The 23,049-nt window shown below is 60.3% G+C and carries 21 protein-coding genes; 9 read left to right on the forward strand and 12 right to left on the reverse strand.

The genetic code is table 11. The features are described from left to right. Positions 1-73 precede the first annotated feature (73 nt). The 5 genes from DFO46_RS00505 to DFO46_RS00525 all read left to right on the forward strand — a co-directional run bounded on the left by DFO46_RS00505 (position 74) and on the right by DFO46_RS00525 (position 7,436). A complete protein-coding gene (locus DFO46_RS00505; RefSeq protein WP_120278085.1) occupies positions 74-2,161 on the forward strand; it encodes an ABC transporter substrate-binding protein in 2,088 nt (695 codons plus the stop codon). A gap of 71 nt (positions 2,162-2,232) precedes the next feature. Beyond that, on the forward strand, positions 2,233-3,246 hold the full coding sequence (locus DFO46_RS00510; protein WP_110792381.1) for an ABC transporter permease: 1,014 nt from the start codon (positions 2,233-2,235) through the stop codon (positions 3,244-3,246). Then, positions 3,243-4,361: an ABC transporter permease gene (locus DFO46_RS00515; protein WP_120275956.1), complete on the forward strand. Its 1,119-nt coding sequence runs from the start codon at positions 3,243-3,245 to the stop codon at positions 4,359-4,361. The genes DFO46_RS00510 and DFO46_RS00515 overlap by 4 nt, the downstream gene beginning before the upstream one ends. A gap of 10 nt (positions 4,362-4,371) precedes the next feature. Further along, complete coding sequence (locus DFO46_RS00520) at positions 4,372-6,042, forward strand: ABC transporter ATP-binding protein (protein ID WP_110792383.1); 1,671 nt, start codon at positions 4,372-4,374, stop codon at positions 6,040-6,042. Positions 6,043-6,065: 23 nt separating this feature from the next. After that, positions 6,066-7,436, forward strand: coding sequence for an alpha-glucosidase/alpha-galactosidase (locus DFO46_RS00525; protein ID WP_120275957.1), 1,371 nt, complete (start codon positions 6,066-6,068; stop codon positions 7,434-7,436). A gap of 216 nt (positions 7,437-7,652) precedes the next feature. On the opposite strand, the gene DFO46_RS00530 is transcribed toward DFO46_RS00525, so the two are convergent. The 9 genes from DFO46_RS00530 to DFO46_RS00570 all read right to left on the reverse strand — a co-directional run bounded on the left by DFO46_RS00530 (position 7,653) and on the right by DFO46_RS00570 (position 15,021). After that, positions 7,653-8,057 (reverse strand): hypothetical protein, encoded by a 405-nt coding sequence (locus DFO46_RS00530; protein WP_120275958.1) that lies wholly within the window; start codon positions 8,055-8,057, stop codon positions 7,653-7,655. A gap of 46 nt (positions 8,058-8,103) precedes the next feature. Continuing rightward, positions 8,104-8,604 carry a VOC family protein gene (locus tag DFO46_RS00535; RefSeq protein WP_120275959.1) on the reverse strand — a complete coding sequence of 167 codons (501 nt, stop codon included), beginning with the start codon at positions 8,602-8,604 and terminating at the stop codon, positions 8,104-8,106. 572 nt (positions 8,605-9,176) lie between these two features. Beyond that, positions 9,177-10,148 carry an agmatinase gene (speB, locus tag DFO46_RS00540; RefSeq protein ID WP_120275960.1) on the reverse strand — a complete coding sequence of 324 codons (972 nt, stop codon included), beginning with the start codon at positions 10,146-10,148 and terminating at the stop codon, positions 9,177-9,179. Between the two features lie 2 nt (positions 10,149-10,150). Then, complete coding sequence (locus DFO46_RS00545) at positions 10,151-10,930, reverse strand: creatininase (protein ID WP_110792388.1); 780 nt, start codon at positions 10,928-10,930, stop codon at positions 10,151-10,153. Positions 10,931-10,940: 10 nt separating this feature from the next. After that, the gene (locus DFO46_RS00550; RefSeq protein ID WP_120275961.1) at positions 10,941-11,648 is read right to left on the reverse strand and encodes an SDR family oxidoreductase; all 708 of its coding nucleotides are present in this window, start codon (positions 11,646-11,648) and stop codon (positions 10,941-10,943) included. Then, on the reverse strand, positions 11,642-12,397 hold the full coding sequence (locus tag DFO46_RS00555) for an SDR family oxidoreductase (RefSeq protein ID WP_120275962.1): 756 nt from the start codon (positions 12,395-12,397) through the stop codon (positions 11,642-11,644). The genes DFO46_RS00550 and DFO46_RS00555 overlap by 7 nt, the downstream gene beginning before the upstream one ends. Further along, entirely contained in the window at positions 12,394-13,167 is a 774-nt protein-coding gene (locus DFO46_RS00560) for an ABC transporter ATP-binding protein (RefSeq protein ID WP_120275963.1), read from the reverse strand. Before DFO46_RS00560 ends, DFO46_RS00555 begins: the two co-directional genes overlap by 4 nt. 7 nt (positions 13,168-13,174) lie before the next feature. Then, positions 13,175-13,957, reverse strand: a complete 783-nt coding sequence (locus DFO46_RS00565) for an ABC transporter permease (RefSeq protein WP_120275964.1) — start codon at positions 13,955-13,957, stop codon at positions 13,175-13,177. 71 nt (positions 13,958-14,028) lie between these two features. Continuing rightward, complete coding sequence (locus DFO46_RS00570) at positions 14,029-15,021, reverse strand: ABC transporter substrate-binding protein (protein ID WP_120278086.1); 993 nt, start codon at positions 15,019-15,021, stop codon at positions 14,029-14,031. Between the two features lie 108 nt (positions 15,022-15,129). Between DFO46_RS00570 and DFO46_RS00575 the strand changes: the two genes are divergently transcribed. Beyond that, a complete protein-coding gene (locus DFO46_RS00575) occupies positions 15,130-16,038 on the forward strand; it encodes a LysR family transcriptional regulator (protein WP_120275965.1) in 909 nt (302 codons plus the stop codon). Between the two features lie 13 nt (positions 16,039-16,051). On the opposite strand, the gene DFO46_RS00580 is transcribed toward DFO46_RS00575, so the two are convergent. The 3 genes from DFO46_RS00580 to DFO46_RS00590 form a co-directional block, all read right to left on the reverse strand. Continuing rightward, a complete protein-coding gene (locus tag DFO46_RS00580) occupies positions 16,052-16,804 on the reverse strand; it encodes a GntR family transcriptional regulator (protein ID WP_183041813.1) in 753 nt (250 codons plus the stop codon). A gap of 150 nt (positions 16,805-16,954) precedes the next feature. Next, positions 16,955-17,980 (reverse strand): ATP-binding cassette domain-containing protein, encoded by a 1,026-nt coding sequence (locus tag DFO46_RS00585; RefSeq protein ID WP_120275967.1) that lies wholly within the window; start codon positions 17,978-17,980, stop codon positions 16,955-16,957. Continuing rightward, positions 17,977-18,774, reverse strand: coding sequence for an SDR family oxidoreductase (locus DFO46_RS00590; RefSeq protein WP_120275968.1), 798 nt, complete (start codon positions 18,772-18,774; stop codon positions 17,977-17,979). The genes DFO46_RS00585 and DFO46_RS00590 overlap by 4 nt, the downstream gene beginning before the upstream one ends. A 194-nt stretch (positions 18,775-18,968) precedes the next feature. Here DFO46_RS00590 and DFO46_RS00595 point away from each other — a divergent pair, with 194 nt between their 5' ends. Genes DFO46_RS00595 through DFO46_RS00605 form a run of 3 tightly spaced genes read left to right on the forward strand, consistent with a single transcriptional unit; the run spans position 18,969 to position 22,962 of the window. After that, on the forward strand, positions 18,969-19,925 hold the full coding sequence (locus DFO46_RS00595) for an ABC transporter substrate-binding protein (protein ID WP_120275969.1): 957 nt from the start codon (positions 18,969-18,971) through the stop codon (positions 19,923-19,925). Next, complete coding sequence (locus DFO46_RS00600; protein ID WP_120275970.1) at positions 19,880-21,934, forward strand: ABC transporter permease subunit; 2,055 nt, start codon at positions 19,880-19,882, stop codon at positions 21,932-21,934. Before DFO46_RS00595 ends, DFO46_RS00600 begins: the two co-directional genes overlap by 46 nt. Further along, a complete protein-coding gene (locus tag DFO46_RS00605) occupies positions 21,934-22,962 on the forward strand; it encodes a histone deacetylase family protein (protein WP_120275971.1) in 1,029 nt (342 codons plus the stop codon). The genes DFO46_RS00600 and DFO46_RS00605 overlap by 1 nt, the downstream gene beginning before the upstream one ends. The last annotated feature ends 87 nt before the right edge of the window (positions 22,963-23,049 follow it).

Below are 23,049 nucleotides of genomic sequence, written 5' to 3' on the forward strand. Positions count from 1 at the left end.
CGTCAGGCCGGGTGCTTTTTGGAGGAGAGCCGCCCATTCCGGGTGGTCTGGAGCATGAGGGATGACAACGACAATGAAACGCTACCGCTATCTGAGATCCACTGCTGCCCTTCTACTGGGCGTATCCAGCTTTGCCATCGGCGCCATGGCGTCGCAACCGACCGTGGTGCCGGAAGCACCGCCTTTCCCGGCTCAGGGCAAGATCACCTATGTGCCACGGGATTCCATTCTCGAATTCAAGGCGCTGCCCGAATATCACGAACCGGACTGGGTGACGGAGAAATTCGTCAAGACGGGCAAGCTGCCCCCGGTCGCGGAGCGTTTGCCAAAGGAACCCATGGTCTTCAAGACCGGCAACATGCCGGACGGGATTGGCGTCTATGGCGACACCTTGCGTCACGTCATTGGCGGGCGACCTGAAGGTTGGAACTACTCCGCCGGCCAGACCCAGGGCTGGGGCGGTATCGACATCGCCATGTCCGAATGCCTGACCCGCACGGCTCCCCTGTTCCAGGTCGAAGCCAAGGATGTCGAGCCGCTGCCGAACCTGGCGCGCAGCTGGGAATGGTCCGAAGACGGTCACAAGCTGACCATGCATCTGATCGAGGGCGCGAAGTGGTCGGACGGTGTGCCCTTCACCTCGGAAGATGTGATGTTCTACTGGAATGACAACGTCGTCGATACGAACGTATCGCCGCTCAACGGCGCCACACCGGAAACCTTCGGTGAAGGGACAGTTCTCAAGGCCATCGACGACTATACCGTCGAATGGACGTTCAAAGAGGCCTTCCCGCGGCAGTATCTCTACTCCATGGCCTATGGCACCTTCTGCCCGGGCCCGGCTCATATCCTCAAGACCAAACATCCGAAATACAACAAGGATATGACCTACGACCAGTACAAGAACGGCTTCCCGGCCGAGTTCATGAACATTCCCGTCATGGGCGCCTGGGTTCCGGTCTCGTATCGGCCCGACGACATCATCGTCCTGCGGCGCAATCCCTATTACTGGAAGGTCGACGAAAACGGCCAGCAGCTGCCCTACATCAACGAAATGCACTACAAGCTGTCGACCTGGGCCGACCGCGACGTGCAGGCGATTGCGGGTTCGGGCGATTTCTCCAATCTTGAGCAGCCCGAAAACTTCGTCGAGTCGCTGAAACGGGCCGCCCAGGAAACGGCGCCGGCGCGTCTCGCCTTCGGCGGCCGACTGATCGGCTACAATCTGCGCATGAACCTCTCGGGCAATGGCTGGGGCGAACCAGACGGACGGGCCAAGGCGGTGCGCGAGCTCAATCGCAACACGGACTTCCGCAAGGCCGTCACCATGGCGCTCGATCGCAAGAAGATCGGTGACTCGCTGGTCAAGGGACCATTCACGGCCATTTATCCGGGCGGCCTGTCCTCCGGGACCAGCTTCTACGATCGTGCGTCGACCGTCTATTATCCCTTCGATCTCGAGGGTGCGAAGGCTCTTCTCGAAAAGGTCGGTCTGAAGGACACAGATGGCAACGGCTTCGTGAATTTCCCGGAGGGGACCGAGGGAGGCAAGGACGTTCAGATCGTGTTGCTGGGCAATAGCGACTACGGCACCGACCGCAATCTCGCCGAAGGCGTGATCGGCCAGATGGAGCAGCTCGGCCTGAAGGTTACCTTGAACTCGCTCGACGGTGTGAAGAAGGACAATGCGCATTATGCCGGGCAGTTCGACTGGACGATCCGCCGCAACGATCCCGAGCTGACATCCGTTGTGCAGAGCACCACCCAGCTTGCCCCGACCGGGCCGCGGACCAGCTGGCACCATCGCGCAGGCACTGACGGTTCCGTCGACCTTCTCCCTTATGAGAAGGACATGGTCACGATCGTCAACAAGTTCATCGCCTCGCAGGACAATGCAGAACGATCCGACCTGATGAAGCAGTATCAGAAGATTGCGACCGAGAATGTCGATACGGTCGGCTTGACCGAATATCCGGGCGCTCTGATCATCAACAAGCGCTTCTCCAACGTTCCGGTGGGTGCTCCGATCTTCATGTTCAACTGGGCGGAAGACACCGTGATCCGTGAGCGCATGTACGTGGCTGCCGACAAGCAGGGGGACTTCGAACTCTTCCCGCAGCAGCTCCCCGGCAAGCCCGGCGAGACCGGTCCGATCAACTGATCCATGCTTCCCGTCGGGCCGCGCTGTGGTGCGGCCCGATGTCCCCGAACACACAAGAGAACCTAACAGCCATGTTCCGATTTCTGCTTGTGCGCATCGCGTCAGCCATACCCGTTCTGTTCGTGCTCAGCGTCGTCACCTTTGCAATCATCCAGGCTCCGCCGGGTGACTATAGCGATTACATCCGCTCGCAAATGATCAATCAGGGCGGCGCTTCCTTCGAGCAGGCCGATGCCCAGGCGCAAGCCTACAAGATCGCCAACGGGCTCGATAAACCGATGGTCGTCCAGTATGTGAACTGGGTCACAGGGATCGTCACCCGAGGTGATTTCGGCCATAGCCTCTTTTACAACAAGCCGGTGTCCGAAGTGGTGGGCGAACGATTGCCGCGTACGCTGGCGCTGGCGCTCGTCTGCCATATTCTCGCTTCCGTCATCGGCATCACTTTCGGCATTCTCGCGGCCACACGCCAGTATACCTGGGTCGACAGTCTGCTGTCGGGCATATCCTTCCTCGGCATGACCGTGCCGCGCTTCCTCATGGCGTTGATCATCGTCTACATCCTGGTCTTCCATTTCAATGTGACCGAGATCAACAGCTTCCATTCGGCGAAATACGGCGGTGCGCCCTGGTCGTGGGACAAGTTCGTCGATCTTCTGAAACACGTTTGGCCGGTCATCGCGATCGCCACGTTTGGCGGGCTTGCCTACAATATGCGGGTCATGCGCGGCAATCTGCTCGATACGCTGAACGCGCAATATGTCGAGACCGCCCGCGCCAAGGGACTGAGCGAAAGCCGGGTGATCATGCGCCATGCCGTGCCCAATGCGCTGCATCCGCTCGTCATGTATCAGGGCGTCGTGCTGCCCTACATGCTGACGGGCGAAATCGAGACGGCCATCATCTTCGCGCTGCCGACGGTCGGCCCTGCCATTGTCGGGTCCATGTGGGTGGGCGACGTCTATGTCACCGCAACCTTCATGCTGGTTCTCTCGGCCACGCTCATCGTCGGCAACATCATCGCGGACATGCTGTTGGCCCTGCTCGATCCACGTGTTCGCCTGGGTGGAGGAGCGCACGCATGACCGCTGATGTCCGCCCCGCCATGGTCGAAACGGCCACCGAAATCCATCACAGTGAAACCTATCAGGCACTTGTCTGGCGGCGTCTGAAGCGATCCTGGACCGGGATGACGGGACTGGTCCTCGTCTGCCTGTTGATGCTGATGACGATCTTCGCCGAATTCTTCTCCCCCGTGGACCCGAAGTTGACAGGTGTTGCATTTGCCGCGCCGCAGACCGTCAGCCTCACGGATCAGGACGGCTCTCTGGTCTGGCCCCGCACTTACAAGCTCGGCGAAGGCACGGAGCTCGACCCCATCACTTTCCAGCCGATCATCGGCCCCGATTACGCCAATCCGGTTGACCTCGGCTTCTTCGTCAAGGGCTTTTCCTACAAGCTCCTCGGCCTGATCCCCACGGATCGCCATTTTTTCGGGGGCCTTGACGGGACGCCGGTCAATTTTCTCGGCACCGACAAATTCGGACGGGATGTGCTGTCGCGCATCCTGCATGGGTCTCGGGTGTCCCTGATGATCGCGCTCACGGTCGTCTTTATCGTGACGATCATCGGGACCACCGTCGGCATGGTGTCGGGCTATTTCGGTGGCCGCTTCGACACCTGGATGCAGCGCTTCGTCGAACTGGTGCTCGCCTTCCCGCAACTGCCGCTCTACCTCGCGCTCACCTCGCTGATCCCCGTCACCGCGCCCACCCATGTCTTCCTGGCCTTCGTGATCTTCGTCATGTCGGCGCTCGGCTGGGCACAGATGTCACGCGAAGTGCGCGGCAAGACGCTGGCGCTGGCCCGTATCGAATATGTGCGGGCGGCCATGGCAATCGGCGCGACCGACAGGCGCATCATCTTCCAGCACATCTTTCCGAATGTGATGAGCCACGTGATCGTCTCTGTCACGCTCGCCATCCCGAGCGTGGTGCTTCTGGAATCCTTCCTCGGCTTCCTGGGGTTTGCCGTGAAGCCGCCGCTGATGTCCTGGGGTCTCATGCTGCAGGATACCGCCACTTATTCCGTCATCGGGTCCTACCCCTGGATCCTCTCACCCGTTGCCTTCGTGCTGATCACCGTCTTTGCGTTCAATGCGCTTGGCGACGGTCTGCGCGACGCGATCGACCCCTATTGAGGAGCTGACTATGGCCATCGTCGACATCAGTAAGCTCGCCCCCGAAGAACGGCATGATCACGCGGCCGCCATTGGCAAACCGATCATCGATGCGCGTCATGTGGCGGTGACATTCAAGGTTGAGAACGGCGAGGTGGACGCCGTCAAGGACGTGTCGTTCCAGCTCTATCGGGGGGAGACGATCGCGGTCGTCGGGGAGTCGGGTTCGGGTAAATCCGTCACGGCCCGGGCGGTGATGGGGCTCCTGACCAAGCGCGCCTCGGTCTCGAAAGCCTCCAGCATTGCCTATGACGGCCAGAACGTGTTGAAATTTTCCGATCGGCAACGCCGGGCGCTGCGTGGCAACCGGATCTCGATGATATTTCAGGAGCCGATGAGCTCTCTCAACCCGGTCTATACGATCGGCGCACAGATCATCGAAGCGATCCGCGTGCATCAGAAGATGAGCCGCCAGCAGGCCACGGACCGGACGCTCGAGCTTTTGCGCCAGGTGCAGATCCCCGACCCGGAATCGCGCTTCAACCAGTATCCGCATCAGCTGTCAGGCGGGCAGCGCCAGCGCGTGATGATTGCCATGGCGCTTGCCAACAATCCGGATGTGCTGATCGCGGACGAACCGACAACGGCCCTCGATGTCACGGTGCAGGCGCAGATCCTCAACCTGATCCGGGACCTGCAGAAGACACTCGGCATGGCCGTGATCCTGATTACCCACGATCTGACGGTGGTCCGGCAATTCTCCGACTATGTCTATGTCATGCAGAGCGGCGAGGTGAAGGAGCACAACACGACGGCAGAGCTCTTCCGCAGTCCGCAGCATCCCTATACCCGGCACCTGCTGGCCTCCGAACCGAGCGGAAAGGCCAATCCGATGCCGGCCGGCTCCGCCACCATTCTGGAGGGCCGGGATGTTCGTGTGTCCTTCATGCTGAAGGCCGGCGGTTTCTTCAAGCCCCGGTTGAAGGAGCTGGTTGCGGTCGACAGCCTCAATCTCAAGCTTCATCGCCACGAAACCCTGGGGCTCGTCGGCGAGTCCGGTTCCGGGAAGACGACGTTTGGCCAGGCCTTGATCCGACTCCAGGCGGTCGAAGGTGGCGAGATCTTCTTCGACGGCCAATCGATCGAGACCAGGAGTCGTGAGCAGATGCGTCCGCTGCGCTCGCGCATGCAGGTGGTCTTCCAGGATCCGTTCTCCTCGCTCAATCCGCGCATGTCCGTCGGTCAGATCATCGAGGAAGGCCTGATCGTCAACGGACTGGGCAGTACCCGAAGCGAGCGGCTTGACCGGGTGCGTGAGGCTCTGGCGAGCGCCGGTCTCCCCACCAATATCCTGGCGCGTTTCCCGCATGAGTTCTCGGGCGGCCAACGTCAACGCATCGCGATCGCCCGCGCCGTCGCCCTCGAGCCGGAATTCATCCTGCTCGACGAACCGACGTCCGCGCTGGATCTCTCGGTCCAGGCGCAGATCATCGACCTGCTGCGCAAGCTGCAGGACGAGAAAGGTCTCAGCTATCTCTTCATCTCTCACGATCTGAAGGTCGTGCGGGCTCTCTGCCACCGCGTCGTGGTCATGCAGCACGGCCGGATTGTCGAAGAGGGGCCGGTTGAGGACGTCCTATCCCATCCCAAGACCGCCTATACCGAACGGCTCGTCCGGGCCGCATTCGAAGTCGCCGCATAATTCACAGACACGAGGCATCATTCATGACGAGACAACCCAAGATCACCTTCATCGGCGCCGGCTCCACTGTTTTCATGAAGAATATCATCGGCGACGTTCTGCAGCGTCCGGCGCTCTCAGGGGCGAAGATCGCGCTGATGGACATCAATCCGCAACGCCTGGAGGAAAGTTCGGTCGTCGTCAGCAAGCTGATTTCGACGCTGGACGTCAAGGCCACTGTCGAACTGCATTCGGACCAGCGCAAAGCCCTGGAGGGGGCTGATTTCGTCGTCGTCGCCTTCCAGATCGGGGGGTATGAGCCTTGCACCGTGACGGATTTCGAGGTCCCCAAGAAGTACGGGCTGCGGCAGACAATCGCCGATACGCTGGGTGTCGGGGGCATCATGCGCGGGCTGCGGACTGTTCCGCATCTCTGGCGGATCTGCGAAGACATGATGCAGGTCTGCCCCGAGGCGATCCTGCTGCAATACGTCAATCCCATGGCGATCAACACCTGGGCGATCTCGGAGAAATATCCCAGGATCAAGCAGGTGGGCTTGTGCCACTCCGTGCAGGGGACGGCCATGGAGCTGGCTCACGATCTGGATATTCCCTACGAGGAGATCCGCTACCGGTCGGCCGGTATCAATCACATGGCCTTCTTCCTGAAGTTCGAGCACCGCCAGGCTGATGGTTCCTACCGCGATCTCTATCCGGATCTCCTGCGCGGCTACCGGGAGGGGCGGGCGCCCAAGCCCACCTGGAACCCGCGCTGCCCGAACAAGGTGCGTTACGAAATGCTCACCCGGCTTGGTTATTTCGTCACTGAAAGCTCGGAGCATTTTGCCGAATACACGCCCTATTTCATCAAGGAAGGGCGCCCAGACCTGATCGAGAAATTCGGCATTCCGCTCGACGAATATCCGAAGCGCTGCATTGAGCAGGTGGAAAAATGGGAGGGGCAGGCCGCTGCCTATCGATCCGCCGACAAGATCGAGGTCACGCAGTCCAAGGAATACGCATCTTCGATCATGAATTCCGTCTGGACCGGCGAACCGTCGGTCATCTATGGCAACCAGCGCAACAATGGCTGCATCACGTCACTGCCGGACAACTGCGCTGCGGAAGTTCCGTGCCTTGTCGACGAGAACGGCATTCAACCGACCTATATCGGTGCCCTGCCGCCACAGTTGACGGCGCTGATCCGCACCAACATCAATGTGCAAGAGCTGACGGTTGCGGCCCTGATGACCGAAAACCGCGAGCATCTTTATCACGCGGCGATGATGGACCCCCATACGGCGGCCGAACTGGATCTCGATCAAATCTGGTCTCTGACCGACGATCTGCTGGCCGCCCATGGTGACTGGATTCCGGAATGGGCTCGCGTCTCGAAGAAGGTTCGAGCCGCCTGATTACGCCTTTGTCACTGACCGCGCAGCCTAGCCATCAGGCAAGCGCTGCGCGGTCGGCAACGATTTCGGTCCGCCTACCTTGGTCTCCGCAGGATGCGCCAAGGGAGGCGGTTTCCCCCATGTCCAACGAGAGCTTCTCCGCTTCTCTTCGAATTGCGAAAAGGCTCTCAATCTTTGTTTTTGCGCAAAACCGCTGCGCAGTTTGCTGGGATTGCTTCAAGCGACGGCTGAGGTGGCGACGTCCATATCGTCAGTGTCATCGAACTGAATGTTGCATCCCCAGGTGTCGATCAAGCCGATCCAAAGCTCCATTTTCAACGCGCTGCCGAAATGCGCGTTCCAACCGGCGACGATTTGGTCGCTCAAGGTCTGAAACCGTGGCTGCAAGTGGTGGTCGCTGGTGGCGATCTTGATGACGACATCCGGTGCCGAGCCTGCCTTCACTGCGGTGGCGTTGAACGCCAGAACGGTGCACTGGTTCAGCTCGACGATGATATCGTGGTCAGGAACTTCGAGGGTCTCTTTCACTGCTTCAAAGAGAAGGTTCAGCGCCGAGTGACTGTCGTCGAACAGCGTCTGCTGCGCCTCGGAAGATTTGGGGAGAATTTCAATATAGGCCATCCAGAACTCCGGCTATGCTATCAGTTTCGCGTCTGTCAGGGCGCGATCAGTTCTCGTTCTTCGCGATTTTTATCTCCATGAGCTCGATCGGGAAGCCGATGGATGGATTCATGTCCATCTTGACCTCTGTCGAGTGATCGGAGGAGAGCTTGTCAGTGATCTGCCAGCCCAGTTTGGAGAGGCGTTCGAGTTCAGCGTCCATGTTCGGCGTCAGGAAGCCAACTTCGCTCAGGTGCCCGATCGGGGCGCCGCAGCCAGTATCATATCCCAGTGTCTGCTTTTCGAGCGGCTGCATCAGTTCAAGGTAGAATTCGTCATTGACCCAGGTCCCGCTCACGGCGGCTTCGCCTTTGAACAAAGAGCCCTGCACGCGTACAAAACCTTCTGCGCCGATGCCGAACGACTCGGTCAGCACTTTTTCGGTGCGGTCGATATCGTCCACCCGGATACAGACGTGGTTCATGATCAGCCTGTTTTCGCGGTGGCATTTTTCGACCAAGCGCATCATCCGGCTGTTGAAGGCCTCTTCTTTGTCCTGGGTTTCCATGGTGGCCTCCTCCAAGGCGGTGTCGTTTGAGAATTGTGAACGCTCACGATCGATCCGGCGAAAGTTCGTGGAACCATTCCGGATGGTGGTGCAGACCTGTGTTCAGATGGACGGGGTGGTCCGACTGCGTCTCGAACCGGCCATCCTGCATTCCATTTCCTGCGCTGGCATGCGCCGCAGTGCCTCCAAATGCCGGCACGATTGTTATCACGGAATGGCAGTTCAACAATAACAAAAATATCACAAAATGACAGCGGCCGCTGACTTGTGCGGGCTGAAGACATAGATAATCGATGCTTAGCCGTGAAGTGGCACGCACGTCGCTGAAGTGAGAGGGTTATCACGAAGTCTCTGTGATAACTTATGGAGCCGCTTGTTGGGGCTAGATAGGTGACAGGCACCAGAATGCCCACCACCTCCCGATGCAGTCCGATGATAAAGGGGGGGATCAAGGCGCGACAGTGCGCGCCGGCGGATCTCTTCCAGAGCGCCAAGATCGCCGGACTTCCTGCAGCTCCCGCCTGGGCGGGAGGCCATTGAGGTTTGTCACAGGTCTTCGCGCAGTTTGAAGTTCAGCCGGCGGACACTGCCCTTTGCCGTTCGACCTGTCTGGCGAGGATGCACATCAATTCGAAAGCCATGGTTGCGCCGACGATCGAGGTCATTCCGCCTACATCGAACGGCGGCGAGACCTCCACAACGTCTGCGCCGACAAGGTTCAATCCGTCGAGCAGGCGTAGCATCTGCTGTGCTTCCCTGGTGGAGAAGCCGCCGATTTCCGGGGTGCCAGTGCCTGGCGCCATGGAGGGATCGATCGAGTCGATGTCGAAGGTGACATATGTCGGAAGATCACCGACGATGGCGCGCACCTCCTCCATGACAGCTTCGGGGCCGCGTGCCGCAAATTCCTCCATGTAGATGATGCGAATGCCCTGCTGCTTTGCCCAGTCGTGCTCGTCCGGCCCATAGATGGAACCGCGAATTCCGATCTGCACCACCCGACGGGGATCGAGAAGCTTTTCTTCAATGGCCCGGCGGAAGGGCGTTCCATGGGTGTACGGATTGTCGCCGAAATAGGTGTCGTTTGTGTCGGAATGGGCATCGAAATGGATGAGCCCGACGGCGCGGTTCCGGGCGACTGCCCTGAGGACCGGTAGCGTCGTCAGATGATCGCCGCCGACGGAGAGCGGCAATGCACCTTTGGCGACGATATCCGCAATTCCGGCTTCGATCAGCTTCAATCCGTCGAGAAGATCGATCGGATTGACCGCGACGTCGCCGACATCGGCGATATTGGCGACCTTGTAAGGCTCTGTGCCAAACACATGGTGCGTGCTGCGCATGAGGCTCGAATAGTTGCGGACTTCGCGCGGGCCATGGCGCGCGCCGGCCCGATTGGTCGTGCCGCCATCCCAGGGGATGCCGACCAGCGCTATATCCAGGCCCTCTGCCGATCCGACGGCGGGCAGGCGCATGAAGGTGGCATGGCCGGCAAAACGGGGCACACGGGCCGCGTCAACGGGCTGATGAAACGTGTCTCTCATGATCAATTCCCAATTTCAAATTCTTCTCTGACGATCTCGACCATCTTTTCGACCGCATCGGCGAACAGCCATTCGCCCTTTTCCGCCGTCGATCCCTCTGTCATCGAGAGAACGCCCGATGGCGGGACTTCGATGGGAGGTCTGGGGAAGCGATCGTAAGGCCGGAACTGTGCCGGCCCATCGTGGAGAGAGCGGTCGAGATCGACGAGGTCCGGCCGAACGGCGAGCATCATCGAGGTCTCGATGACGCTGGCATGCTCAAGCTCGATACCAGGATAACCATCCGGAAAGATCCGGGCGATCGTCTCGGGGCGCGCAAATTCCCAGTGATCCATCCGCAGGATGTTGAGGTCCTCCAGATTGGAGCGGCCGATGGCGTCGAGTGCGAGTTCGATGCCCTCGATCGACGGCCAGATATTCTCATAATGCCCGTTGACGACGACCACCCGCCGCACACCCTGGCGGAACAGCTCGACAATCACATCGCGCACCACGAGGGAGAAGGTTTGGGCAGACAAGTTGATGGTGCCCGGAAAGGCGGGTCCGCCGCCGGAACGGGGCTGGGAACGGTTGCCATAGGGAATGGTCGGCAGCACGAGGCCTCCCACCTGGCGCGCAACACGTTCGCAGATCGCGGTGGGCAGGATGATGTCGACGCCGACCGCCATATGATGCCCGTGCTGTTCGGTTGAGCCGAGCGGCAGGAAGACCGGTGCCCCTTTCTCCACCATGGCCTTAGCCTCCGGCCATGTCTGGTCGGCCCAATAGACGCTATCTTTCATTGCATGCTCCTCAATACATCGCCGCGCCGCTGTTCGGGCCAAGGCATTGTCCGGTAAAAAGCGTGGCGCCGGGTCCCGCGAGAAACACGACGCTGGCTGCGACTTCTTCGGGTTTTCCGATCCTGTTCAGCGGATTGGCGACCTCCACAGCCTGTTGAGCCGCCGTGAGGTTGCCGAAATCCAGAAGCGGCGTATCGGTGGGTCCGGGCGCAACGGCGTTGACGAGAATGCGGGGCGCGAGTTCGCGCGCCCATGACCGGGTGAGGGCCAGAAGTGCGGCCTTGGTGGCGCAGTAGACGGAGGCGTTGCTGCGGCCGAGATAGGCCAGTTCCGACACGATGTTGATGATCCGCCCGCCCGTCGGCATGTGAGGCAGGCATTCCCGAGCGGCAAGGACGGCGCCCCGGACATTCACCGCAAACATGCGATCGAGATGGGCGGTGTCGATCTCACCCAATGCGCGCTCTTCGAGGATGCCGGCATTGTTGACTAGAATGTCGATCCTGCCCAGTCGGCCCGCTGCCGCAGCGATGGTTTGGGTGACATCGGCCTCGTCGGTCAGGTCGCAGGCCAGGGTTTCGAACCCGTCGCGGCCCGCTTTCAGATCGAGGCCGATCACCTGAGCACCCTCTGTCTGAAGCGACAGCGCGCTCGCCCGCCCGATGCCTCGGGCCGCACCGGTGACAATGGCCGTCTTTCCGTCGAGTGGCCTCACCATGGCACTTCTCCCCGATCGACGCCGAGGGACTGCCCTGTAATGTTGGCGGCACGGTCGGATGCCAGGAACAGGTAGGTTTCGCCCATGTCTTCAGGCTCCATGAGCCCGCTCAGCGCCTGACCTGCCACGACGTCGCGAAGCAGGCTCTCCTCATCCATGCCCCGAGCAGCGGCCATCAAACCGAGGGAGCGCATCGAAGCTTCGGTCCTGACCCAGCCAGGGCAGACCGCATTTACCCGGATCCCCAGTGGGCCGAGCTCTTTTGCCCAGGTCTTGGTCATGCCGATGATCGCGTGCTTGGACGCGACATAGGCATCGAACTGTGCTTCTGCGACACGCCCCCAGATCGAGGCGGTGTTCACGATGGCAGACCCCGGGCGCATCTTTGGAATGGCCCGGCGCGTTACGTTGCTCGTGCCGATGATGTTGACCTCGATCACGCGTTTGAAGGTCTCTTCCACCCGGTCGCTTTCGGAGACCAGGGGTGTCATCCGCTCATAGCCGGCATTGTTGATCAGGATGTCGATCCGGGAGATCGAGGACAGGGCCGTCTCCACCGCAGGCGCATCCGTGATGTCTGCCTGATGGGCACTGGCGCCGATCGTCTCGGCCGCCGCCACAACGCCGTCGTCATCCGCGATCAGGTGGATGTCGGCGCCTTCGGCTGCGAAGCTGGCTGCGACCCCCAGCCCGATGCCCCGGCTTGCACCTGTAATCACCACCGTCTTGCCGGCAAACGACCCGCTCACAACATGTCCCCCGTCTCGTTTCTGATGAGGTGGAGAACATGGTTTCGCAGCTCGTAGAAGGCAGGCAGTTCGCGCGTTTCCAGGGTGCGCTCGGTACCCAGCTTCGCTGTCACATCGATATCCGCAACCACGCGGGCAGGGCGTTTCGAGAAGAGGATGATCCGGTCGGCGAGAAAGACGCCTTCCTCGACGTCATGGGTCACGAAGATGATGGTCTTCTGCTCACGGGCCTGGATCAGTCGCAATTCGACCTGCAGGCGCTCACGCGTCAACGCGTCGAGCGCGCCGAACGGTTCGTCCATCATCAGGACTTCAGATCCTGCCGCGAGAGTGCGGGCAATCGCGACGCGCTGACGCATGCCTCCGGAAATCCTGTTCGGGTAGGACTTCGCAAAATCCTCCAGGCCGACCAGACTGAGATAGTGGTGTGTTCGTTCCGTCTTTTCAGCCGCAGTCAGATCCGTCCGGTACTTCATGCCGAAGCGGATGTTTTCCTCCACCGTCAGCCAGGGGAAGGAGGAGTAGGACTGGAACACCATGCCACGGCGGCGATCGGGCTCTTCAACCGTCTCCGCCGACAGACGCACCTGTCCCTTGGACGGCGTGTCCAGGCCGCCGACCATCCGCATCAGGGTTGTCTTGCCGCAGCCGGAGGGGCCGAGGAAGACGACGAACTGCTGCCTGTCGATGGAGAGGCTGGTCGGCGTGATCACTTCGACCGGGCCGAAGGACTTCGAGACATTGTCGAACTCGAGATAGGTTTCGGTCATCATCGCCTCACAGGTAACGGAACATGCTGCGATGAAGCAGCCGGAGCAATTGGTCGGTCACCAGTCCGATGAGGCCGATCACAACGACGCCGGCGATGACCTCCGGTGTCTTGATGAAGCGGCGGGCTGTCCAGATCAGATATCCGATGCCGGAATCGGCGGCCACGATCTCGGCAATGATCAGGTAGGTCCAGCACCAGCCGAGCGTGATGCGGAGATTGTCGACGAGCGAGGGGGCCATCGATCTCAAGGCAACGTCCGTCATCACGTTGCGCGAACTGGCGCCGAGCGTTCTTGCGACCTCGACATATTCGTTGGGGACCCGGCGCATGTCGTCGGCAACGAAGAGAACCAGCTGGAAGAAGGTTCCGAGCCAGAGAAGGAAGATCTTGGTCGTCTCTCCAACGCCGAACCAGATGATCGACAGCGGCACCAGCGCGGGCACGGGCAGATAGCGGATGAAATCGATCACGGGTTCCAGCGAGGCGCCGACGATGCGGTAGCTGCTCATCATGATGCCGATCGGGATGGCCATGGCGGCGGCGATCAGGAATGCGCCCCATACCCGGGCGAACGACACACCGACGTGATAAAGGAGGGACTGGTTGAGCAGCATGTTCCAGAGTGCGGAGAACACCCGGCTGGGTGCTGGAAGAAACTGCGGGCTGACGAGGCCGCCGCGGGCTGAACCTTCCCAAAGTAGCAGAAGAACCGCTGCCGCGATGACACCGACCGTGGCCTCTATGGCGGGGCTGGTCTTGCCCCTGAACTTGAATAGACCGGAAATCATGAGTTGCCGCCGATAAACGGTGCTTCGCGGACGGCTGTTGCCGCCCGGCGAAGACCTGGTTGGATGATCGGTTACTTGGCGCCGACGGTGCTGATGATCGAATTATCGATCTGGTCCGTCGCCACGAGCTTGGTGTCGGCAGCGCCGTTCTCGAGATTCAGGTCCATGAGCGTGTTGAAGATGTCACCCAGTTTGCCGAGCTTGCCATCGGTGCCCATGTAGCCCTTCGCGGTGGCGAGGTCCGTGTAGGCAAGGCTACCGCTTACCACGCCGGTCACTTCGTCCGCCGTGAGGCCGAATTCCGGGGCCACCATTTCGGCGAACTGACCGGGCTCTGCCTTGATGAAGTCGATGGCCTCGTAAATGCAGGCTAGGAAGTCGGCATACTTCTTCGGGCTGGCCTTCAGGTCGTCGTTTCGGGCGATGATGGCGTCGATGATGAGGCCCGGATAGTCCTTCGAGGTCAGCAAGGTGCGCGCGCCGGCCCGCGAGGAATTCTGGACGGCCTGCGACATGAACGGCTCATAGGTGGCGATGGCCGCGATCGATTCATCGCCGAAGACTGCAGCGGTATCCGCCGTAGCGATATCCTTGATCTGGAGGTCGCCCAGCGTCATGCCGGCCTGCTTGAGGGCCATCTGGAGCAGCAGGCGGGCGGGAATGTTGAGCTCGGAAGCGACCGCCTTGCCCTTGAGGTCTGCGACAGTCTTGATCTTTTCATCCGTGATGACCCCGTCGCCGCCGACGGACTCGTCAATCACCCCGATGATGACGCCGGGGGTATCCTTGTCGCGTGGGCGGCCCTGATATTCGCCCACCGACCGCATCTGGATCTCGATGTCGCCGCGTGACATGGCGGCCATCACGTTGGCGAGATCGTCCTCGAACTTCATGGAGACATCAAGGTCGCGTTTCTCGAAGCAGCCGTTTTTCATGGCGACATGCACAGGCGCGAAGCCGAGCCAGGTCGGTGTGAGCACACGGATCTGTTCCGCCGCGTCGGCAAACGAGGCGGTTGACGACAATATGGTGGCGATGCAGGCAAGCTTGGTCAATCTGTTCATGGTCATTCCCCTTTTTGGTTTTATGAGGGGAAGCGTGCCACGCCACACATTGAAGTAAATCAAAATATTTGCGATCTTGTATCGAATATCTTCAATGTTGGGTGTTTCGTGCGCAGGCTGGACAATATCGATATCAGGCTGTTGCGGGTGTTTGTCGCGCTTGCCGATGCAAGGGGCTTCGCCGATGCGCAGATTGTGCTGAATTTATCGCAATCCACCTTGAGCACCCATCTTGCGGAGCTTGAAAAACGGCTTGGGGCGCAACTCTGCCTCAGGGGCAAACAGCAGTTCCGGCTGACCGAGGCCGGACAGGCAACCTATAATGCGGCGCAGAAGCTGTTTCTCGATCTCGATGAATTTACCCGGCGGGTAGGGTCTGCGACCGGAAGCCTGGCGGGTCGTCTGCGTCTGGGGGCTTCAGATGGAACCTTTACCAGCAAAACGCTGGGACTTCAGCACACCATCCGCCGCTTCCTGGCCGATGGGAAGGACGTCTTCCTGGAGCTGACGCTCGGCACGCCATCCGAGCTGGAGCAAAAGGTCGTGGATGGCGAACTCGATATCGCCATAGGTCCGCTGTCGCAGCGCGCGCCGACCGTGACCTACCGGGATTACGGGTCCGAGCCACACTCGCTGTATTGCGGTGCCGGGCATCCGCTCTTCGGCAAGGCCGATAGCGCCATCGATGCGAAGGACATTGAGAACAGCCGTTTCTGCGTTCGGCGCTATCGGCATTTCGACGATATCTACATGGTGGGGCATCCGAAAGCGAGCGCATCGGCCGTCGAGATGGAGGCTCAGGCGATGATGATCCTTTCGGGGCACTTCATCGGGTTTCTCCCTTGCCACTTTGCCGAGCCTTGGGTCGCCAAGCGCGAACTTCGAGCGATCAAGCCCAGCGCCTTCGACTTCGTTTCCACCCATCGCATCGCATTTCGGACGACAAGCGCCTCAAACGCTGTGATTTCCGCCTTTCTTTCGGCAGCCGAAAGCTCCAGGCTCTCGTCCGTTTCCTGAGCAGCCGGTGGGCTCAGGCGATCGTGATGATAGTCCCGGTCAGATCGCTTCTTTTCTGCGTCCGGTGCTTCTGGCCCCGGAGCGAGTTCGAGCTTCGTTCCATGTCCATCAACAGGTTCATTGCCCGCTCCGCATAGCTGAGTGCCGCCGCCAGCGCGGTTTCGGCGGCGACGTGATCCTTGCGCCGCAGGGCTTCGAGGATCTCGATCAAGTGAATGTGGATCTTGCTGACAAATGCCGGGGATTCGAAAATGGCGTTTGCCGGTGGCGCGACATGAACCCAGGCATATTCGATCATCTCGATCAAGGCGCTGGATCCGCCGATGCGGTAAAGCTCCATCAGCATCGCATTGAAACGTTGGGCGTAGCCGGCAGTCCGGCCTTGGTCGATTTCCTGCCGGATGGCGTCTGCCTGAGCGAAGAGGACGCCGAGCTGCTGCGGCGTGATCCTTTGTGACGTCTTTTCGAGTGCCAACCTCTCCAGCCGCACCGTGACTTCGTAGAATTCGCTGAAGCGGCGCTGCGATATCACGGGTACGCGTGCGGACCGATTTTCCTCGATCGCCAGAGCGCCTTCGCTGCCCAGTCGTTTCAACGCAAGCCGAACCGGCATGGCGCTCACGCCAAATTCCGCCGCAAGGTTCCTGATCTTGAGCGTATGGCCGGCCGGCCATCGGCACTCCATCAGATCCTTGCGGATGGAGTTGTAGATCTGGTCGGCAATGGTTTCCTTGCCGGCCTCGATGGCGCGCTGCTTGTCCTTCATGTTTCCGGCTTTCCGTAGTGTAGACCTATCGACGGCATCGACCTGGTCTTCTCCTTCGACCATCGCACGAAAAACCGTGCTCCCCGACTTCGAACGCGACGATGCCTCGACAGGAAGAGCCGGCTTCCAGCTGGTGCGTTCAACGTTCGCCTAGAACGGGCCACCGAACTCGGCAGCCGCCAAGGCCTCGCCGAGTTTTTCCCGCCGCATGAAACCGACCGTCTGATGCTTGTCGTCAGAAAACGCCAGAACGTTTGCGCCTTCGGCAAAGATGCGCGAGACGTCTTTGAGGCTGGTGTTCATCGGCACAAGTCTATCGGCAGCCTGGGGTTCGCCTCTCTCCATGAAGCGCTCGACCTTGAAGACCCGGCCACGATCCACCTCGGCAGTAAAGGCACGAACATAATCGTCCACCGGGTTGCTCACGAGTTCTTCTGCCGTGCCGCACTGAACCAGGCGACCCCGGCGCAGAATGGCGATGCGGTCACCCACGCGCGCCGCTTCCTCGAAGTCGTGCGTCACGAATATGACTGCCTTTGCCAAAGAGGATTGCAGCCGTAGAACTTCGTCCTGCATCTCGCGCCGGATGAGGGGGTCGAGGGCCGAGAATGGTTCGTCGAGAAGCCAGAGCGACGGATTGCTGCACAGGCTGCGCGCAATGCCGACACGTTGTTGCTGGCCGCCGGACAGCTCGTGCGGGTAATGGTCTTCCTTGGATTTGAGACCGACCAGCTCGATCATCTCGAGCGCGGCCGTCCGGCGAGACCTTGCATCCTGCTTCTGAATTTCGAGCGGCAACTCGACATTCCCGAGGACCGTGCGGTGCGGAAGCAGCGCAAAGTTCTGGAACACCATGCTCATATGCTGCCGGCGCAGGGCCAGCAGTTCGGTGCGCGGCAGATTGGTGATCGGCCGCCCCTCATACCTGACTTCGCCGGATGTCGGCTCGATCAACCTGGTCAGGCAACGCAGCAGCGTTGATTTTCCCGATCCCGACAGTCCCATGACAACGAGGGTCTCACCGCGTTCGACGCCGATGTCGATGTCGGCGAGCGCGACATAGGCGCCGGCCTTCTCCGCCAGTTCGATCCTCTCCTGGACAGACCGGTCCTCGTTGCCGAAAGCCGCACCGCCGTCCCCGTATACCTTCCACAGTTTCTGACATTCGATAATCATTGCTGTTCTCCCGATTCGACGACCTTGGAGGCCTGGAAGTGCCTGGCCTCGTTCAGCATGATGGGATCCGAGGATGTGTAACCACCGTCGACGACGATCGTTGCGCCACTGACAAAGCTCGCCTTTTTCGATGCCAGGAACCCGATGACATTGGCGACTTCGTCCGGTGTTCCATCTCTGCCCAGCGGGGTAACCGAAGCGGAGTCCGAGGACCCCTCATTGGTCATGTCGGTGGAAATCCAGCCTGGAGCCACCGCATTGACGCGGATATTCCGCGGGCCGAAATTGCAGGCGAGGCTGCGGGTGAGATTGTTGAGTGCAGCCTTCGATGCAGCATAGGCCATGCTGGCATAGGCGCCTATCAGACCGTCGGTGGATGAAACCACCACGATCGAGCCGCCATCCACCAACGAATTCTGCAGGCGAACCGACAGGCGCAGGATCGAGCTGACATTGGTTTCCAGCGTCCTGTCCCAGATGTCCTCGTCATATTCCGAGAAATCCTCGAATTCGATCATGCCGGCATTGAAGACCATGCAGTCGAACGAGACGCCGGAAAGCTCGCCAATGAACCGGTTCTGGCTGTCTTTCGAGCTCGTATCCAGTTGATGGAGGGTGACCTGTCGACCCAGGCTCTCGCCATAGGCAACGAGCCCTGCGGCGGCATCCGCTTTCGTCCGGTAGGTGGCGTGCAGGTCATAGCCTTCCCTGAGAAGGTGCTCTGCCGTCGCACGGCCGATGCCGCGCGAGCCTCCCGTCACCATTGCGACCGGCGTATCTCTTTGGATTTTCATCTGGTTCCCTCTCAGCAGGCCGTAGCGGCGTCGCCAAGCCTTCACATTGTTAAAACCATAAGAAGCACAAAAAAATCACAAATCAATAAGAAAAACGCGTCAATATCGGCATTTTTTCATTTTGGGATAATTTTGTGATTGACAGATTGCCCCGATCGGCTCTCACTTGGGACGCAGTGAAAAGGGGAACGTTAATGAAAAATCACCGTATCAAGTTGACCATAGCCATCGCGGCAGCGCTTGCCTCCTCAACCGGGATGGCCCTCTCCCAGGACGCCAAGTTCCAGGGCACCGTTCGGATCCCGGTCTACAACGTGCCTGACTCCGACTTTGTCGATTACACATTCGGCCAGGTTCTGCAGAAGGCCGGCTACAACGTCGAATATTTGAAGATCGATTACACGGCGCATTTCACCGCCCTGGAATTCGGCGATGTCGATCTGTCGCCGGCCGTTTGGGGCACCAGCAAGGATCTGATCGACAAGACGGTCGAGTCCGGCTCGGTCAAGAATGCAGGCTCTGCCGGTGTGAAGACCAAGGAGACCTGGTGGTATCCCAACTATGTTGGCGAGCTTTGCCCCGGTCTTCCCGACTGGAAGGCGCTGAAGGACCCGGCCTGCATCAAGGCTTTGTCGACATCGGCCTCAGGCGACCAGATCAACTATCTCGGGACGCCGCCCGACTTTGCAGCCTATGACGATGAACGCATCAAGGCGCTGGGTCTCAACGTCCACATCACGCTGCCGGGCACTGTGGGCACCATGGTTGCGACCATGCAGGGTGCGATCCAGAAAAAGGAACCGATCATCGGCTGGGGCATGACCCCCCACTGGCTCTACGGTTCCGACCAGGGCAAGTTCGTCGAGTTTCCGGAATTCGATGATCGCTGCCCGACCGATCCGAGCTGGGGCGAAAACCCCGATGCGGTCTGGGACTGCGCCCTGTCGACCGGTGACATCGTCAAGCTCTACAATGTCGAATTCGCCGAAAAGGCGCCCGACGTGCTCAAGATCTTCGATCAGTTCAAGCTGACGTCGGACGACGTTGCGAAGGGAATTTCCCGCCAGGATGTCGACGGCGTGACGCCGGAGCAGGCGGCCCAGGAATGGATCGACGCGAATTCCGGGATCTGGTCGTCATGGCTGCGTTGATGGCAGGTTCAGAAGGCACGGCGGCTTCGGCCGCCGGCGCTTTGCGGGTCAATGGCACGAAAGTTCTGCTCTGGGCCGCGCTCGCTGTCGTGCTGGTCGGCTATTTCGCCAGGGGAGCCTTGCCGGAAAGCCTGTATGTCTGGCCAGACGCCTATCGTATCCCGTTGCAGGCGACGGCCAACGAGTGGCTCGATCAGCTTCTCCGCCGTACGGTGATTTTCGATCAGCCGCTTCGGATGTGGACGCGCAGTTTTGGTGAAGTGCTGGGTGTGCCGATGCGGTTCATCCAGAGCGCGCTGGCGAACGGCTGGAATTATACGGATGCGAGTGGTGCTCGCGCGACGATTCCACCTATGCCCTGGCTTGTCGTGACGGCATTTTTTGCCGCAGCTGCCTGGCTGGCCGCCGGATATCGCCTCGCCATCTTCACCCTTGCGACCTTCGCCTATTTCGCCGTTTTCGGATTGTGGAACGAGGCCATGCTCACGCTCGCATCGGTGTCGGTCACCATCGCTCTCGGGGTCGTGATCGGCCTTCTGGCGGGTATCGCGCTGTGGCGCTGGCCGCGGCTGGAGGCCGTGCTCAACCCGATCTTCGACATCATGCAGACGATCCCGCCGTTCAGCTATCTGGTTCCGGTGCTGGTGCTGTTCGGCTTCGGTCCGGTTGCGGCACTCGTGGCCACGATGATTTTCGCCCTGCCGCCCATGGCGAAGGCAACGGCCTATGCGCTCCGGCGCGTGCCCGTTTCGGTCATGGAGCTCGCGGACATGACGGGCGCGAATTTCTGGCAACAGCAGAGGAAGATCCTGATCTCGACAGCGCGGACGGATATCCTGCTTGGACTGAACCAACTCGTGATGATGTCCCTTGCCATGGTCATTCTGGCGTCGATGATCGGGGCCGGTGGTCTCGGCGGCGAGGTCTTGAAGGCGTTGCAGTCACTCCGGTTCGGGCGTGGACTGGAAGCCGGCATCGCCATTACCCTGATGGCCATACACCTTTACAGTTTCGGCCATGCCATCGCCACCCGGCGTCCGTCCCATCAGGACGGCCAGGAGAAGCGAAAGCGGACCATCGTCTTCGGTTCCGTTGTCCTGCTTGCCGTTGTTCTGGCGCTTCTGGTCCCGGCCTTTCGTCAGTTCCCGGCAGCTTGGACGGTGTCGTCCTCGGACATCTGGTCGAAAGCCATCGTTTGGTTGAACGGGCATTGGGGGTGGTTCTTCGAGGCCTTCCGGGCGACGACGACCTTCTGGATATTGCGACCGCTGCTCGGTGTCATGCAGGGCATCGGCTGGTTCCCGGCCGCGCTGGGCATCGGTCTTCTATGCCTCGCGCTTGGCCGGCCGCAGATTGCTCTTCTCTCCGTCGTGATCATCCTTGCGATCTCCGCCATCGGCTATTGGGAGCCGGCGATCATCACGCTGCATCTGGTCTTTGCCGGAACTCTGTTGTCTCTTCTGGTCGGCGTGCCGGTTGGCATGTGGGCGTCATCGTCGCGACGGGTCTACAAGTTTACCGACGCGATCGTCACGACACTGCAGACCCTGCCATCTTTCGTCTATCTGATCCCCATCGTGATGCTTCTCGGCCCGGGTGATGTGTCCGGTGTCCTTGCCATTGCCATCTATTCCATGGCGACGACCATCCGTTATGTCTCCCATGCCTTGAAGGAGGTGGACAAAGGCGTGCTGGAAGCGGCCGACATGTTCGGCGCGAGCTACTGGCAGACTTTCATGAAGGTGCGCCTGCCGCTTGCGTGGCCGGGGCTTCTGCTGGCCCTCAATCAGACGCTGATGATGGCCGTCGGCATGGTGGTCATCACGTCGCTCATCGGCACGCGGGGCCTGGAACTGGAGACAATCGAGGCCATTGCCAAGGTTCAGGCGGGTCGGAGCCTGGTTGCTGGTCTGGCCATCTGTGCACTCGCCATTCTGATCGATCGGATCATGAACGCGGCTGCAGAGAGCTGCTCTCCGGAAAAGTCACGAAAGGCAAAGGTGGCCTGATGAAAATCTTCACGCATGGTGCACATCGCGCCCACGAAGCGAAGTGCGAGCTCATTCCCGGTGAGCTCGTTCCGACGATCGAGACAGCCGATCGCATCGACCTTGTCTGGGACGTCCTTTCTGCGCGGGGTTTTGGCGCAGCAACCGATTGCCCGCGTTTGACGTCAGACGAACTTCTGTCCGTTCACGATCATGATTACCTGTCGTTTCTCGAAACGGCCTGGGACGAATGGGTGAAGAGCTATAGCCCGGATCTCGACGGTATCGCCTTCGTGTGGCCACACCGCAATCGCCCGCCACGCATACCGCAGGCGATCGAGGGCAGGCTCGGTTACTATTTCTTCGATGGAGTGAGCCCGATCACCGAGCATGTCTGGTCTGCGGCGACGGGGGCTTCCGGGGCTGCTCGTGCCGCGGCCAACCATCTGTCGGCGACCGGCGAGCCGACATTCGCCCTTGTGAGACCACCAGGCCATCATGCCGGTCGAAACATGGGCGGTGGTACCAGCTACCTGAACCATACCGCCTTGGCCGCAGCCACGCTCGGAGCAAGCGGCGCTCGTGTTGCCATCCTTGATGTCGACGCCCACCATGGCAACGGGACGCAGGACATCTTCTGGGCCAATCCTTCCGTGCTCACCGTGTCCATCCATGCGGACCCCGCTCACGACTACCCGTATTTCTCGGGTTATGCCGATGAGACGGGCGGCGGGTCGGGGGAGGGATTCAATGTGAATTTGCCCCTGGCGCCAGGTTCGACCTGGAGCACCTATGCGGCAGCGCTCGGTGCCGCAAGTGCCCGGATCCGAGCATTTGCTCCGGACTTCGTCGTCATCGCGCTCGGTGTCGATGGCTACAGAGGCGACCCTTCCGGAAAGCTTGACCTGCAGCAAGAGGATTTCTCCCGCATTGGTGACGCAATCGCTGCGCTGAAGGGTCCGAAGATGTTCGTCTTCGAAGGTGGGTACGACAAGGCGGCGCTCGGAGACTGTGTTGCTCGAGTCCTCAAGCCCAATTCCATCCGGTGAGGCCTGAGACCATGGTGACCGGCTTCGGGAGAGAGCCGCAGGCTGTCGTGAACCGGGTTGCGTATCCGCTTCCGGGAATGCCGTCGC

The sequence above is a fragment of the Rhizobium sp. AG855 genome, assembly GCF_003610655.1.
GTDB lineage: Bacteria > Pseudomonadota > Alphaproteobacteria > Rhizobiales > Rhizobiaceae > Allorhizobium > Allorhizobium wuzhouense.

Bases quoted from the DNA above. Each gene is read 5' to 3' on its own strand.
- DFO46_RS00505 (WP_120278085.1), top strand. From the start codon at position 74: ATGAAACGCTACCGCTATCTGAGATCCACTGCTGCCCTTCTACTGGGC.
- DFO46_RS00595 (WP_120275969.1), top strand. From the start codon at position 18,969: ATGAAAAATCACCGTATCAAGTTGACCATAGCCATCGCGGCAGCGCTT.
- DFO46_RS00570 (WP_120278086.1), bottom strand. From the start codon at position 15,021: ATGAACAGATTGACCAAGCTTGCCTGCATCGCCACCATATTGTCGTCA.
- DFO46_RS00525 (WP_120275957.1), top strand. From the start codon at position 6,066: ATGACGAGACAACCCAAGATCACCTTCATCGGCGCCGGCTCCACTGTT.
- DFO46_RS00605 (WP_120275971.1), top strand. From the start codon at position 21,934: ATGAAAATCTTCACGCATGGTGCACATCGCGCCCACGAAGCGAAGTGC.
- DFO46_RS00565 (WP_120275964.1), bottom strand. From the start codon at position 13,957: ATGATTTCCGGTCTATTCAAGTTCAGGGGCAAGACCAGCCCCGCCATA.
- DFO46_RS00510 (WP_110792381.1), top strand. From the start codon at position 2,233: ATGTTCCGATTTCTGCTTGTGCGCATCGCGTCAGCCATACCCGTTCTG.
- DFO46_RS00585 (WP_120275967.1), bottom strand. From the start codon at position 17,980: ATGATTATCGAATGTCAGAAACTGTGGAAGGTATACGGGGACGGCGGT.
- DFO46_RS00560 (WP_120275963.1), bottom strand. From the start codon at position 13,167: ATGACCGAAACCTATCTCGAGTTCGACAATGTCTCGAAGTCCTTCGGC.
- DFO46_RS00530 (WP_120275958.1), bottom strand. From the start codon at position 8,057: ATGGCCTATATTGAAATTCTCCCCAAATCTTCCGAGGCGCAGCAGACG.
- DFO46_RS00515 (WP_120275956.1), top strand. From the start codon at position 3,243: ATGACCGCTGATGTCCGCCCCGCCATGGTCGAAACGGCCACCGAAATC.
- DFO46_RS00590 (WP_120275968.1), bottom strand. From the start codon at position 18,774: ATGAAAATCCAAAGAGATACGCCGGTCGCAATGGTGACGGGAGGCTCG.
- DFO46_RS00580 (WP_183041813.1), bottom strand. From the start codon at position 16,804: ATGAAGGACAAGCAGCGCGCCATCGAGGCCGGCAAGGAAACCATTGCC.
- DFO46_RS00520 (WP_110792383.1), top strand. From the start codon at position 4,372: ATGGCCATCGTCGACATCAGTAAGCTCGCCCCCGAAGAACGGCATGAT.
- DFO46_RS00600 (WP_120275970.1), top strand. From the start codon at position 19,880: ATGGATCGACGCGAATTCCGGGATCTGGTCGTCATGGCTGCGTTGATG.
- DFO46_RS00550 (WP_120275961.1), bottom strand. From the start codon at position 11,648: ATGGTGAGGCCACTCGACGGAAAGACGGCCATTGTCACCGGTGCGGCC.
- DFO46_RS00545 (WP_110792388.1), bottom strand. From the start codon at position 10,930: ATGAAAGATAGCGTCTATTGGGCCGACCAGACATGGCCGGAGGCTAAG.
- speB (WP_120275960.1), bottom strand. From the start codon at position 10,148: ATGAGAGACACGTTTCATCAGCCCGTTGACGCGGCCCGTGTGCCCCGT.
- DFO46_RS00535 (WP_120275959.1), bottom strand. From the start codon at position 8,604: ATGGAAACCCAGGACAAAGAAGAGGCCTTCAACAGCCGGATGATGCGC.